Here is a 12,309-nt window from a genome sequence, read left to right as displayed (position 1 = left end):
TGAATAATCACATTGTGAAGGTGATTTTCCTGCTATTACCACTGAGTTAACTGAAAAGGTTAAACGATATAGCCCTTTTACCTGTCATATACTTTTAGAGGAGAGGCAGATTGGATTTAAACACTCAGCCAGTCCGTATTGCTGTTCTTGACGGTCATCCTATGATTCGTCTGGTTTTTGAGCTATGTCTGAAAAACCATCCCGATATTCACCTTGTTGCTGCCTGGTCTTCCGGCAGCGAGCTTTTCAGCGCGTTAAGTACACACAGTGTTGATGTTCTGATTCTGGATTTCCTGCTGGGCGAGCGTGAAATTGATGGCCTGACGCTAATAAAGCAAATACGTAATCACTATCCGATGCAGAAAATGCTGGTTTTAACCTCTGCCGAAAGCCCGGCGGTAGCAAGAATGGTACTCCGGGCCGGCGTAAACGGGTTTATCGGTAAAAGCCATCCCTTTGAAGAGGTACTGGCGGCGGTCAGATCCGTTGCTGAGAATAACCTGTTTTTAGCCACGCACCTTGCTGAAGAGATCCAGACGCTGTATGCCATTTCCGGAAAAAAGGCGGACGATGATTTCTGTATCAGCTGTAAGCCGGTTCTTCACGAAAAAATAAGATTATTAAGCCCGCGTGAAGCAGAAGTGATCCGCTGCTTTCTTGATGGCATGAGCGTTTCACAGATTGCGGCCAAGTTCAGACGAAGCCGGAAGACGGTAAGCGGGCAGAAGCAGTCGGCGCTGAAAAAGCTCGGCGTCCGTTCAGATTCGGAACTATTTAAATATAGCCGGGAGCTGCTGTCAGCCCGGTAATCGCGCAGGGCGGCCGCGCCCGAGCGCAGCAACCTGATAGCCAGTTCACGTTCCCGGTAACATCTTTTCTGTAACATCGTTCTGAGTGATGTTCATCACAGTTTTATCCTGTTTAACCCGTTTTTATAGTCGTCACATCATCAGACTCACAGGATAAACATGAATATTGAAACGCAATCCTGCGTTATTACCGGCAAAAAGCAGGTCAGTGTCGCACAGCAGCAGGTGCAATGGGATGGCTCCGGCACGCTGGTGCGCATTACGCGCGGCGGAATCTGCGGCTCCGATCTGCACTACTACCAGGAGGGAAAAGTGGGCAGCTTTGCGCTGCAAATGCCCATGATACTCGGGCATGAAGTGATTGGTTACGTCATTGAAAGCGACGATCCCCGCCTGCAGCCGCAGCAAAAAGTGGCTGTCAATCCGGCTAAACCCTGCGGTGAATGCAAATATTGTCAGCGCCAGCAGGAGAACCAGTGTACCGCCATGCGCTTTTTTGGCAGTGCAATGTATGTCCCGCACGTCGATGGCGGATTTACCCGGCACAAAGTGGTGGCGAGCAGCCAGTGCGTGCCTTTTCCACAGGATGCTGATGAAAAGGTGATGGTGTTTGCTGAGCCGCTCGCGGTCTGTATTCACGCCACGCATCAGGCTGGCGATCTTACCGGTAAGCGTATCTTTATCTCCGGCACCGGGCCAATTGGCTGTCTGATTGCCGCTGCCGCGCAGGCGCGTGGTGCTGCAGAGGTTGTCTGCAGCGATATCAGTGAACGTTCGCTGGAGATGGCGCAGCAAATGGGTGCCACGCAAATAGTTAACGCGGCAAGCGGCGATTTCACCGGCTGGATGGCGGATAAGGGCTACTTCGATGTTACGTTTGAAGCGTCCGGCCATCCGGCGTCACTGCAGCGCTGCCTGGAAGTTGTGTGTGCCAGAGGCACGGTGGTGCAGGTAGGAATGGGCGGCGCATTTCCTGATTTCCCCCTGATGACGCTGATTGCCAAAGAGATAAATCTGACGGGATCGTTCCGTTTTACGCATGAATTCAATACGGCAGTTGAGTGGCTGGCGCAGGGCGTTATCAACCCGCTGCCGCTCTACAGCGGGGAATACCCGCTTCAGGATATCGATGCGGCGCTGCAGTTTGCCAGCGATAAAACCCGCGCGGCAAAAGTTCAGCTGACTTTTTAGGGAGATACTATGAACGCACTCTTTTCTCTGGCCGGCAAGCGTGTACTGCTGACCGGTTCAGCACGCGGTATCGGGTTTCTGCTGGCGCAGGGCCTGGGTGAAGCCGGCGCCGAAGTGATTATTAACGCGACCACAGCTGAAGGGGCAGAGCGCGCCGCCGCCGCCCTGCGCGAGCAGGGGATCGTCGCCCGGGCCAAAGCGTTTGACGTAACCGATTCCGGCGCGGTGCATCAGGCGATCGATGAAATTGAAGCACAGTGGGGCGCCATCGATATTCTGGTAAATAACGCCGGCATCCAGCGTCGGCGGCCTTTTCTGGAGTTTCCTGAACAGGACTGGCACGACGTAATTGCGGTAAACCAGACCGCCGTGTTTTTTGTCTCGCAAAAAGTGGCGCAGCAGATGGTAACGCGCCAGCGCGGCAAAATTATCAATATCGGTTCAATGCAGAGTGAGCTGGGCCGCGACACCATCACGCCTTATGCGGCCTCTAAAGGGGCGGTCACCATGCTGACGCGGGGAATGTGCGTCGAGCTGGCGCGCTACAACATTCAGGTTAATGCGATTGCGCCGGGCTACTTTGTCACCGAGATGACGCAGCCGCTGGCTGACGATCCCGCGTTTACCGGCTGGCTGACTAAGCGTACGCCTGCTGCGCGCTGGGGTAAGCCGGAAGAGCTGATTGGTGCCGCCATCTTTCTGGCCTCTGCCGCCTCAGATTTCGTTAACGGACATCTGCTGTTTGTCGATGGCGGTATGCGCGTAGCCGTGTAGTGCGTGGCCCGAGAGCCTGCCTGGCAACATTTTAAACAGTGGAGATTCAGAAGGAAGCGCCAATCTCGCCGCCTGGAGCCGCGGCTCTGCTGACGCTTAGCGCGCTTATCCACGGGCCGGCTGCTCACAGGGCAGCAAAGCGATTAACGACGGCGGATCCACGAAAAGCGCGACTGGTATCCACTACTGAAGTGGGTATTGCGCCGGTAGCTGGATCCCGCCTCGGCCATACAGTAGGTACATACGTTGACCGCATCAATCTGTGCCGGCCCGAGTCCGCGCTCTAGCAGGATGCTGCGCGCCAGCCCGGGCAGGCTGAACCACGCCCCCTGCTGCTGCGCCTGCGCCTGCGCACGTACCGCCTGCGGATTCACGGGTTGCTGATGCGTCCACTGCAGCGGCGGCAGATCGCTGCGCTGCTGCATCTGGCGGATACGATCCTCGCCCAGCTCATAACAGCAGGGGCCAATGGCCGGACCGATAGCGACGCAAAGCGTATCGATACTCGCGCCGCGTGCCAGCAGGGCATCCAGCGCGCTTTGCAGAATTCCGCTAAGCGTGCCGTTCAGCCCGGCATGGATCGCCGCCACCTGCTGCTGCACGGGATCGGCAAACAGCACCGGCAGGCAGTCGGCAGTATAAACCGCTACCGGACGGTTATCTTCAGCAATCACACCGTCAGATTCACAGCTTTTTGGCGGCCGGTTTTGTCCCGATAACACCACGCGGGCGCTGTGACGCTGATGTCCGTAAGCGGCAGCCTCAGGTGCAGGCAGACCCGCAGGCTGAAAGGCATACTCCAGCCATGTCAGGCTATCCAGCAGCGCTGAACGCGGACCGCAGATTTTACTCTCCATACTTCTCTCCTGTGACCTGAACGTAACCGGCGACTGCGCACAGCTTACGTTAACCGGTACGTTTTTACAGCGCTCCGGCAGATATCTTTCTCATCACGGCTAACGTCATGCGTTCAGCTTATAGCTGCCCGTATCACAGCGCTGTGTTTCACGATGGCCTGCGCTGAGATTGCCGGGCAGAGCCGGAGTAACTGCATAAAAGAGTGGAACGGTAAATAATTTGACCACTGAAAAAACACCCGGCGGCGCAGGGGATTACGTTTTACCGTCAGAGCCACGCATATTTACATTTTGCGTTAGCTGCCAGGCGCTGGCGGCATTTCATGATATATAACCTGATTTTACGCCAGCGATGAGTGGATAATTTTGATGTTTTCCGGGTAATACAGATTATTGCGCTAAGCATTAATTTTAATAACTAAGAACTATCCTGGTTATAGTGCGATTATTAGCCAGCGCGGTGCACGCTGCTGCCAGATAATATGTATATTTTTGTCAGCCAGCTTCTTGCGTTATTTTTTATAGATTTTTATCCATTGAAATATAATCGCTTTAACTAATTATCCTCTTTTAAATATGCTTGCTTAAACTGACTTATTAATTACCTTTCCTGACTTTTATTTTACAAAACGGCTGCCGTCCCGCGGCGTTAAATAATAAAGATGCAACTTAAATCTTAAGCGGCTATAACCAATTTTTGTGAGGTGAAGCTGCTTTGTCTCCGCTGCGGAGGTTTACGGCCTCCTGCTCAGAGGGCATTTATTATCTGCAAATCAGATACGCAGGCATAAAGAGAAGATGATTGTGATGATACAAAAACCGTTATCAGTGAAATATCGCGGCGCCGTTTTACCCTGTCATGAGCACCGCTCAGGCTATGTTAAATACCCTCTGCGTCATCTGTACCGCAATCAGCTAAGGAGCATGTGCCATGAACGTTAAAACACTGCGGCAGGATATTCCGGCCGGGCTGGTGGTATTTCTGGTGGCGCTGCCGCTTTGCCTGGGCATTGCTCAGGCCAGCGGTCTGCCGCCTTTCGCCGGTCTGCTTACCGGTGTAATTGGCGGGCTGCTGGTAACCGCGCTGAGTCCGTCGCGCTTTGCGGTCAGCGGCCCGGCAGCAGGGCTGGTAACGATTGTGGTGGCGTCCATCCAGACGCTGGGCAGTTTTTCTGCTTTTCTGACCGCGCTGATTCTGGCGGGTGTCCTGCAGTGCCTGCTGGGCCTGCTGCGCGCCGGGCGGTTTATCGCGCTGGTGCCCGGCAGCGTGATTAAAGGCATGCTGGCCGCAATCGGCATTTTGCTGATTATGCAGCAGATCCCGGTGGCGCTGGGCGCAGCCGGAGAGGGCGGGCTGGGGGCGCTGATGTCAGGCAATGTAGCGTTCTCAGCCAGTGCTATTGGGGTAGCAGCCGCGGGCCTGCTGACGCTCTGGCTCTGGACCACGCCGCTGGTTAAGTCAGTCAGGGTGCTCAGCTGGATCCCCGGTCCGCTGGTGGCGGTGCTGATTGGCTGTATGGCAACCTTCGCCGGAGACCGGCTCTTTCCGGCGCTGGGCGACGGGTTACCGCGTATCGTACTGCCTGCGTTTGACAGCCTTAGCGCGCTGGCCGCTGAACTGGAAACGCCGGACTGGCTGGCGTGGCAGAATCCCGCCGTCTGGGTGGTAGCGGTTACGCTGGCGCTGGTCGCCAGCCTGGAGACGCTGCTCAGCCAGGAGGCGCTGAAAAAACTGCGTCCGCAGTATCCTGCTCCCTCGCCTGATAAGGAGATGTTTGCGCAGGGAATAGGTAACTTAACGGCAGGCTTACTGGGCGCAATGCCGATTACCGCCGTCATTGTCCGCAGTTCGGTGAACGTCAGCGTCGGTGCACAGAGTAAACTCTCAATTCTGATCCATGGCGTCCTGCTGCTGGTCTGTGGCCTGTGGTTCAGTTCGCTGCTCAACGCGATCCCGCTGGCCAGCCTGGCCGCTGTGCTGCTTTACACCGGCTACAAGCTGGCGACGCCGCGCCTGTTTGCTGAGCAGATCCGGATGGGGTGGGCGCAGTCGGTGCCTTTTCTGGCCACGATTGGCGGCATCATCCTGCTGGGGATGCTGGCCGGTATTTTCCTCGGGATCGCCGTGCAGATCCTCTGCAGCATCTATCAGAGCCACCGCAATGCGCTGCAGCTCACCCGCCATGACGATCACTATGTGCTGCACTTTCATCAGAACCTGACGTTTATGCATAACCCTAAGCTGCAGGGCGTGCTGGCAGAAATTCCGGAAAACAGCCTGGTGATTGTGGAGCAGGGTAACGCGGAATATCTCGATCCGGATGTGAAAGCGGTTCTGCGCGACTTTGGCGAAAATGCGCCGGAGCGGGGCATACGGCTGAGCCAGTGGCCGGTAGCCGTTAAGTAGGTGATTATGCCCGGCAAAAATCGGATATCACGGGTAGACGGTTTTTGTTCGGGCGCGGCATAATCGGCGGCAGAACGTCTGCAGGCCGGATGCCTTAGCCAGCCGAACAGGAGAGTAAACCCGAACCTGTTCGCTGAATTGGCACCGCACGATCTGATGTTCAATAAAAGGGGGTGCCACTGCAACGCGGCAACGATTTCAGGTTACAGGATGCGGATGAATGCGCGTTTCGCTGTTTGATGAACATAACGATAAGAAAAATGCTCTCACGCTTTTCTTGATTACGCTCTTTTTCTGTTTTCTTGGCAGCCACCTGCGGGTCCCTGAAGAGTTTTCACTGTTCTGGCCTGTTAATGCGCTGATTGCCGGGCTGATTGTCCGTCAGCCTTTTCTGCATACGCCCTCCACTTATCTTGTTGCTCTGGCCGCGATGATTTTTAACGACACGGTATTTTCAGGCTGGGCGTTTGCTGCTGTCACGATCAATATCGCCAATATTCTGTTTACGCTTGTCGCGGTCTGTATGCTGATCAGACCGCTGCAGACACCGGCTGCCAGCAGTCAGGTCGTCAATGCGATGCGCATTTTTCCCGCCTGTTTACTCGGGGCCGCTGCCTGTGCGACCTGGGGCGCCTGGGCGCAGGGCATCGATTTCAATGCGCGCTTTGTGGTCGCATGGGCTGACTGGTTCAGCGAACAGATCTCGACCTCGCTGATGCTGCTGCCCGTTATGCTGGCCCGCCCGCTGCGCAGCGTCTCTCTGCGTCAGCTGCTGACGCCGGCGACGCTGCTGCCGCTGCTCGCCGTGGTGCTGTCGCTGACAGCGGGCGCGCTGATTGGCGGCGCCGGCAGTCTGACCTTTCCGGTGCCGGCGCTGATCTGGTGTGCGATTGTGCTGCCTATGCCGGTCACCAGCGTGGTGATCCTGCTGACCGGTATTACAGAGATTGTGCTGGTTTCTCACGGCGTGATGAATATTCAGGGTAACGACGCGCTGTTGCCGATTGGCCACCTTACGTCGGCACGCCTCGGGGTGGCGACCGTTGCGCTGAGCCCGCTGCTGGTGGCGGTCAGTATGGACGCTATCCGTCAGCTTAATCAGCGTCTGGCGCTGCGGGCAAACGTCGATGTGCTGACGCAGCAGCTGTCGCGCTCCGGCCTGTATGAACAGCTGAAACAGATGCCGTTTTCTCTGCAGCGCCATACCGGCGTGATCATGCTGGATGTCGATTACTTCAAAACCATTAACGACAACTTCGGACACGACGCCGGTGACAGCGTGCTGGAAGAGATTGGGCGACGTATCCAACAGGTGGCGCAGCAGCAGGGCATGATCTGCCGCTTTGGCGGCGAAGAGTTTGTGATTGTGGTGTTTGATGCCGTGCCGGAACAGCTCTACCGGCTGGCGGAGTCCGTGCGCCAGGCGCTGGCGCGCGAAAAGTTCTGGATCAAAGGAAACAGCGTGACGGTGACGGCCAGCATGGGCCTGGCGTGGGATTGCGCGCGGCACGAGCGGGAGTGGCCGGAGGTGATCAACCGGCTGATTTCTGCAGCAGATAAACATCTCTATAGCGCCAAGCGCAACGGACGTAACCAGGTGGCGCCCGCCGCCGCGCTGAGCGCCAGTCATGTGGCCTGAGCGCCGCTTACATCGTGCTGGCTAAGCGCTGACGCTGCTGATGTCGCGCCTGCGCCAGCTCAATCAGGCGGCTGATCAGATCGCGATAACTCAGATCCGCCGCCTGCCACAGCTTGGGATACATGCTGATATTGGTAAAGCCGGGCAGGGTATTCACTTCGTTCACCACGATCTCGTCGCGATCCGTCAGAAACACATCGACACGCGCCATGCCAAAACATTCGAGCGCTTTGAAGGCGGCCAGCGCGGTTGCCTGAATAGCCGCGCTGTTTTCCCGGCTGATGTTTGCCGGCACTACCACCTGCGCACCGCTGGCGTTGATATATTTGGTGTCATAGGCGTAGAACGCATCCTGCACCACTACTTCTCCGCACGGGCTCGCTTCCGGCGCGTCGTTACCCAGCACCGCACACTCAATCTCACGCCCGTTAATCCCTGTTTCAATCAGGATTTTGCGGTCAAAACGAAACGCTAAATCGGCAGCAGCGTTAAACTCAGCGGCATCGGTAACTTTGCTGACGCCCACCGACGATCCCTGATTAGCCGGTTTGATAAACAGCGGCAGGCCCAGCTGCGCAATGACCGCTGCCGCGTCCAGCGTGTCGCGCTCTGCCTGGGTCACGCTGATCCACGGCGCAACGCGAAGGCCGGCATCACGCAGCAGACGCTTGGTAAAATCTTTATCCATGCTCACTGCGGACCCCAGTACATCCGAGCCGACAAACGGGACATCCGCCATGCGCAGCAGCCCCTGCAGTGAGCCATCTTCCCCCTGCGTACCGTGCACAATCGGAAAAATGACATCCAGATGAGGCAGCGGCTCCGCCTGCTCACAGCCGATAAACTGCGCCCGCTCGCCTCCGGGTATCAGCGCCACGGCTTCTCCCTCCGGGTGCAGCGCAATGCGCGCCGGATCCGTAGCGTTGAGCAGAAAGCGGCCGGCGTCATAGCGCCGCCAGCGGCCCTGTTTATCAATGCCCAGCAGCACCGCGTCATATTTCTGCGGGTCCAGCGCATCCAGAATATTTTTTGCTGATTGTAATGAGACTTCATGCTCAGCAGATTTGCCGCCGAAGACAATCCCTACGCGCTGTTTTGCCATTGTTTCTTATCCGATTGCAGTTAAGCGAGCAGCTAAGATAGCACGCGTATTCCGGGTCAGGGGAGCGCAAATCGCATCAGAACGGCGCGCCTGCTGCCGTGCTCCCGCTGTTGCAAAAAACGGTCAATCATCCCTAAACAGACGGGAAATCAGTTTGATTACGCGACTTTCTGTGCTTAAAATCGCGGCGGTTTACTTAACAGGAGCACTCTCTTGGACAACTGTCCCAAACGATCGCAAAAGGCGTCCGCGCTAAGATAGTGTTCCCGCTGTCTTAACCGCGCGTTGAGATGGCGTATTCCCTCCCGAATGGCCTCTGTTCATCTGCTGCCTCACGTGCAGCACGTCGCCCGCTGCGATCCATTCTTTCATTCTGAGCTGTTGTCAGCGTCTGCTGACATGCGGAGGATAAAATGGACTGGAAAATTTTCCTGCTGCGGGTGACTGCAGCACTGATTCTGGGTGCGCTGATCGGCAGCGAACGCCAGCTGCGGCAGCGCATGACCGGCCTGCGCACCAACGCGCTGGTCAGCACCGGTGCCTGCCTGTTTGTACTGATGACGCAGAGCGTACCTGGTATTGCCCATGACGCATCGCGCATCGCCGCCTACGTGGTCTCCGGCATCGGCTTTCTCGGTGGCGGCGTGATTATGCGTGATGGCCTGAACGTGCGCGGACTCAACACCGCTGCCACGCTCTGGTGCACGGCGGCAGTAGGGGTGCTGTGCAGCATGGGGCTGCTGCTGGAGGCGGCTATCGGCACCCTGATCATCCTGTGCGCTAACATTCTGCTGCGCGAACTGACGCGGAGCATCAACCGTCAGACGCTGGTGCCGGCCGCCGAAGCGGTGCAGCACTATACGGTGCAGATCACCTGCCTGGCGCAGGATGAGGTGCAGGTACGCAGCCTGATGCTGCACAGTTTAGGCAACAGCGATCTGCGCCTGCAGTCGCTGCAGAGTGAAGATATCGACAGCTCGCAGCGCATGATGGTCAGCGCCGAAGTGCTGGGTAAGCCCAATCTGACCCAGCAGCTGGAAAATCTTGTCAGCCGCATCAGCCTGGAGAAGGGCGTCAGTGCGGTGCGCTGGCAGGTGTGCGGTATGGAGCGCGATTAAAAGCGTCTGGTTTTACCTGCTTGTTAATTACATCGAGGAACTGTTCCATAAAACAACAGTTAAAAGATAATGATCAAGTTAACTGCGCAGAGGTCTCATAACCTGGCGGAATGAAAAATACAATCGATTAATTTTCAGATAAATCTGAACAATGCTTTAAAAATCAATTTCAATGACTTAAGTCGAATTTTCGCTTTTTTTCTATATAAATCAATTGTAAGAATTTAACCCATGCGGTTGATTTATTAATCCGGCCTATTTTATATTCACGCCATACCCCTAAGGAAGCAGAGGGGTTATCTGTTTTTTTCGCCATTTTTACAGGAGTAAATATGAGCAATTCTTATCAAAATGAGATCCCTAAAGCACGTATTAATCTGCGCCTTGACCTGCATACCGGCGAGGCACAGAAGAAAACTGAGCTGCCGCTGAAACTGCTGGTGACAGGCGATTTCAGCAACGGCAGAGATAAGCGTGTAGTTTCTGAACGCGAAAAAATCAGCGTCAACAAAAACAACTTTGACAGCGTGCTGAGCGAGTTTTCACCTGCGGTACATTACGCTGTACCAGACGCCGTCGCCGCTGACGGTAGCGAACAACAGGTCAGCCTGACATTTCGCAGCATGAAGGACTTCGAGCCGGAACAGGTTGCCCGTCAAATCCCGCAGCTCAATGTGATGCTGGCCATGCGCAACCTGCTGCGCGATCTGAAATCCAACCTGCTCGACAATGCGACCTTTCGCAAAGAGTTTGAAACCATTCTCAGAGATCCGGCCCTGAGCCGTGAACTGCGCAGCGAGCTTTCTGCCCTCGCCAGTAACCACGACTGAATTCTCCCCTTAACGGACTAATACGAGAGACAATCCTGATGTCAGTTCAGAATGAAACCCTGTCTGCGGGCAGTGCCGCCGTGCCGCAGCGCCCGGCAGCGGAGGGCGTTTACGCCTCGCTGTTTGATAAAATTAATCTCAATCCGGTCTCTGAACTCAGCGATCTGAACGTCTGGCAGGATAGTCAGGCGCTGTCAGACGCCTCGGCCGATGAGCGCGTTACCGCGGCCATACAGGTGCTGCTTACCCGTCTGAAAAGCAGCAACACACAGGTTGAGAAACTCGACAAGCATCTGCTGGATCACCACATTGCTGAGCTTGATGCGCAGATTAGCCGTCAGCTGGATGCAGTGATGCACCATGAGGCGTTTCAGAAGGTTGAGTCGGTGTGGCGCGGCCTTAAATCCCTGGTAGATAAAACCGACTTTCGTCAGAACGTGAAGCTCGACGTGCTGGACATATCGAAAGATGACCTGCGCCAGGATTTTGAAGATGCGCCGGAGATTGTCCAGAGCGGTCTCTATTTGCAGACCTACGTTGCCGAATACGACACGCCAGGCGGTGAACCGATTGGCGCAGTCATTTCAGCCTATGAGTTTGATGCATCCGCACAGGATATCGCGCTGCTGCGCAACATCTCTAAAGTGGCAGCCTCTGCGCATATGCCGTTTATCGGTTCAGCAGGTCCGGCGTTCTTCCTGAAAGACTCCATGGAAGAGGTCGCGGCCATTAAGGATATCGGCAACTACTTTGATCGCGCTGAGTACATCAGGTGGAAATCTTTCCGCGAAACCGATGATGCCCGCTATATCGGCCTGACCATGCCGCGCGTGCTGGGTCGTCTGCCCTGGGGCCCCGACACTGTGCCGGTACGCAGTTTTAACTACGCGGAGGAGGTGAAAGGCCCGGACCACGAGAAATATCTGTGGGTAAACGCCGCGTTCGCTTTTGCCGCAAATATGGTGAGAAGTTTCATCAGCAACGGCTGGTGCGTACAAATTCGCGGTCCGCAGGCGGGCGGCGCAGTAGATGACCTGCCTATTCATCTTTACGATCTCGGCACCGGCAACCAGGTGAAAATCCCGTCAGAGGTGATGATCCCGGAAACCCGCGAGTTTGAGTTTGCGAACCTCGGCTTTATTCCGCTCTCGTACTATAAGAATCGCGACTACGCCTGCTTCTTCTCGGCAAACTCCACGCAGAAACCGGCGCTGTATGACACGGCTGACGCTACGGCAAACAGCCGTATCAATGCCCGCCTGCCCTATATCTTCCTGCTGTCGCGTATTGCGCACTACCTGAAGCTGATTCAGCGCGAGAACATCGGAACCACCAAAGATCGTCGCCTGCTGGAGCTGGAGCTCAATAACTGGATAAAAACGCTGGTGACGGAGATGACAAATCCGGGCGATGCGCTGCAGGCTTCGCACCCGCTGCGTGAAGCAAAAGTGGTGGTGGAAGACATTGAGGACAATCCAGGCTTCTTCCGCGTGAAGCTGTTTGCGGTGCCGCACTTTCAGGTGGAAGGCATGGACGTCAACCTGTCACTGGTATCCCGGATGCCAAAAGCGAAAGCGTAAGG

At 55.8% G+C, this 12,309-nt stretch carries 10 protein-coding genes; 8 read left to right on the top strand and 2 right to left on the bottom strand.

All coding sequences use genetic code 11. The features are described from left to right. The first annotated feature begins 110 nt into the window (after positions 1 to 110). The 3 genes from B4M48_RS17430 to idnO all read left to right on the top strand — a co-directional run bounded on the left by B4M48_RS17430 (position 111) and on the right by idnO (position 2,774). Positions 111 to 809, top strand: coding sequence for a response regulator transcription factor (locus B4M48_RS17430; RefSeq protein ID WP_039380492.1), 699 nt, complete (start codon positions 111 to 113; stop codon positions 807 to 809). Positions 810 to 968: 159 nt separating this feature from the next. After that, on the top strand, positions 969 to 2,000 hold the full coding sequence (gene idnD / locus B4M48_RS17425; protein WP_071669196.1) for an L-idonate 5-dehydrogenase: 1,032 nt from the start codon (positions 969 to 971) through the stop codon (positions 1,998 to 2,000). Between the two features lie 9 nt (positions 2,001 to 2,009). Continuing rightward, positions 2,010 to 2,774: a gluconate 5-dehydrogenase gene (idnO, locus tag B4M48_RS17420; RefSeq protein WP_039380488.1), complete on the top strand. Its 765-nt coding sequence runs from the start codon at positions 2,010 to 2,012 to the stop codon at positions 2,772 to 2,774. A 143-nt stretch (positions 2,775 to 2,917) separates the two neighbouring features. Here the strand turns inward: idnO and B4M48_RS17415 are convergent, their stop codons facing one another. Beyond that, complete coding sequence (locus B4M48_RS17415; protein WP_039380486.1) at positions 2,918 to 3,631, bottom strand: polyphenol oxidase family protein; 714 nt, start codon at positions 3,629 to 3,631, stop codon at positions 2,918 to 2,920. A gap of 931 nt (positions 3,632 to 4,562) precedes the next feature. On the opposite strand from B4M48_RS17415, the gene B4M48_RS17410 reads away from it, so the two are divergent. Together B4M48_RS17410 and B4M48_RS17405 are read left to right on the top strand one after the other, a co-directional pair. Then, positions 4,563 to 6,038 (top strand): SulP family inorganic anion transporter, encoded by a 1,476-nt coding sequence (locus B4M48_RS17410; protein ID WP_039380484.1) that lies wholly within the window; start codon positions 4,563 to 4,565, stop codon positions 6,036 to 6,038. Positions 6,039 to 6,258: 220 nt separating this feature from the next. Next, positions 6,259 to 7,677 carry a GGDEF domain-containing protein gene (locus B4M48_RS17405; protein WP_039380482.1) on the top strand — a complete coding sequence of 473 codons (1,419 nt, stop codon included), beginning with the start codon at positions 6,259 to 6,261 and terminating at the stop codon, positions 7,675 to 7,677. A 7-nt stretch (positions 7,678 to 7,684) separates the two neighbouring features. Here B4M48_RS17405 and ddlA read toward each other — a convergent pair whose 3' ends face one another. Further along, on the bottom strand, positions 7,685 to 8,779 hold the full coding sequence (gene ddlA, locus B4M48_RS17400; RefSeq protein WP_039380480.1) for a D-alanine--D-alanine ligase: 1,095 nt from the start codon (positions 8,777 to 8,779) through the stop codon (positions 7,685 to 7,687). Positions 8,780 to 9,192: 413 nt separating this feature from the next. Between ddlA and B4M48_RS17395 the strand changes: the two genes are divergently transcribed. The 3 genes from B4M48_RS17395 to tssC all read left to right on the top strand — a co-directional run bounded on the left by B4M48_RS17395 (position 9,193) and on the right by tssC (position 12,307). Further along, positions 9,193 to 9,897, top strand: a complete 705-nt coding sequence (locus tag B4M48_RS17395; RefSeq protein WP_039380478.1) for an MgtC/SapB family protein — start codon at positions 9,193 to 9,195, stop codon at positions 9,895 to 9,897. Between the two features lie 332 nt (positions 9,898 to 10,229). Then, entirely contained in the window at positions 10,230 to 10,727 is a 498-nt protein-coding gene (tssB, locus tag B4M48_RS17390) for a type VI secretion system contractile sheath small subunit (RefSeq protein ID WP_039380476.1), read from the top strand. Between the two features lie 32 nt (positions 10,728 to 10,759). Continuing rightward, positions 10,760 to 12,307, top strand: coding sequence for a type VI secretion system contractile sheath large subunit (tssC, locus tag B4M48_RS17385; protein WP_039380475.1), 1,548 nt, complete (start codon positions 10,760 to 10,762; stop codon positions 12,305 to 12,307). The last annotated feature ends 2 nt before the right edge of the window (positions 12,308 to 12,309 follow it).

The sequence above is a fragment of the Pantoea sp. UBA6567 genome (genome assembly GCF_002434165.1).
Classification (GTDB): Bacteria; Pseudomonadota; Gammaproteobacteria; order Enterobacterales; family Enterobacteriaceae; genus Pantoea; species Pantoea eucrina.
Note: the sequence above shows the minus strand (reverse complement) of the source record. Positions and strands in the feature narration are given on the sequence as shown.

Coding starts and splice junctions, on each gene's coding strand:
- idnD (WP_071669196.1), top strand. CDS start 969: ATGAATATTGAAACGCAATCCTGCGTTATTACCGGCAAAAAGCAGGTC.
- idnO (WP_039380488.1), top strand. CDS start 2,010: ATGAACGCACTCTTTTCTCTGGCCGGCAAGCGTGTACTGCTGACCGGT.
- B4M48_RS17415 (WP_039380486.1), bottom strand. CDS start 3,631: ATGGAGAGTAAAATCTGCGGTCCGCGTTCAGCGCTGCTGGATAGCCTG.
- B4M48_RS17410 (WP_039380484.1), top strand. CDS start 4,563: ATGAACGTTAAAACACTGCGGCAGGATATTCCGGCCGGGCTGGTGGTA.
- B4M48_RS17405 (WP_039380482.1), top strand. CDS start 6,259: ATGCGCGTTTCGCTGTTTGATGAACATAACGATAAGAAAAATGCTCTC.
- ddlA (WP_039380480.1), bottom strand. CDS start 8,779: ATGGCAAAACAGCGCGTAGGGATTGTCTTCGGCGGCAAATCTGCTGAG.
- B4M48_RS17395 (WP_039380478.1), top strand. CDS start 9,193: ATGGACTGGAAAATTTTCCTGCTGCGGGTGACTGCAGCACTGATTCTG.
- tssB (WP_039380476.1), top strand. CDS start 10,230: ATGAGCAATTCTTATCAAAATGAGATCCCTAAAGCACGTATTAATCTG.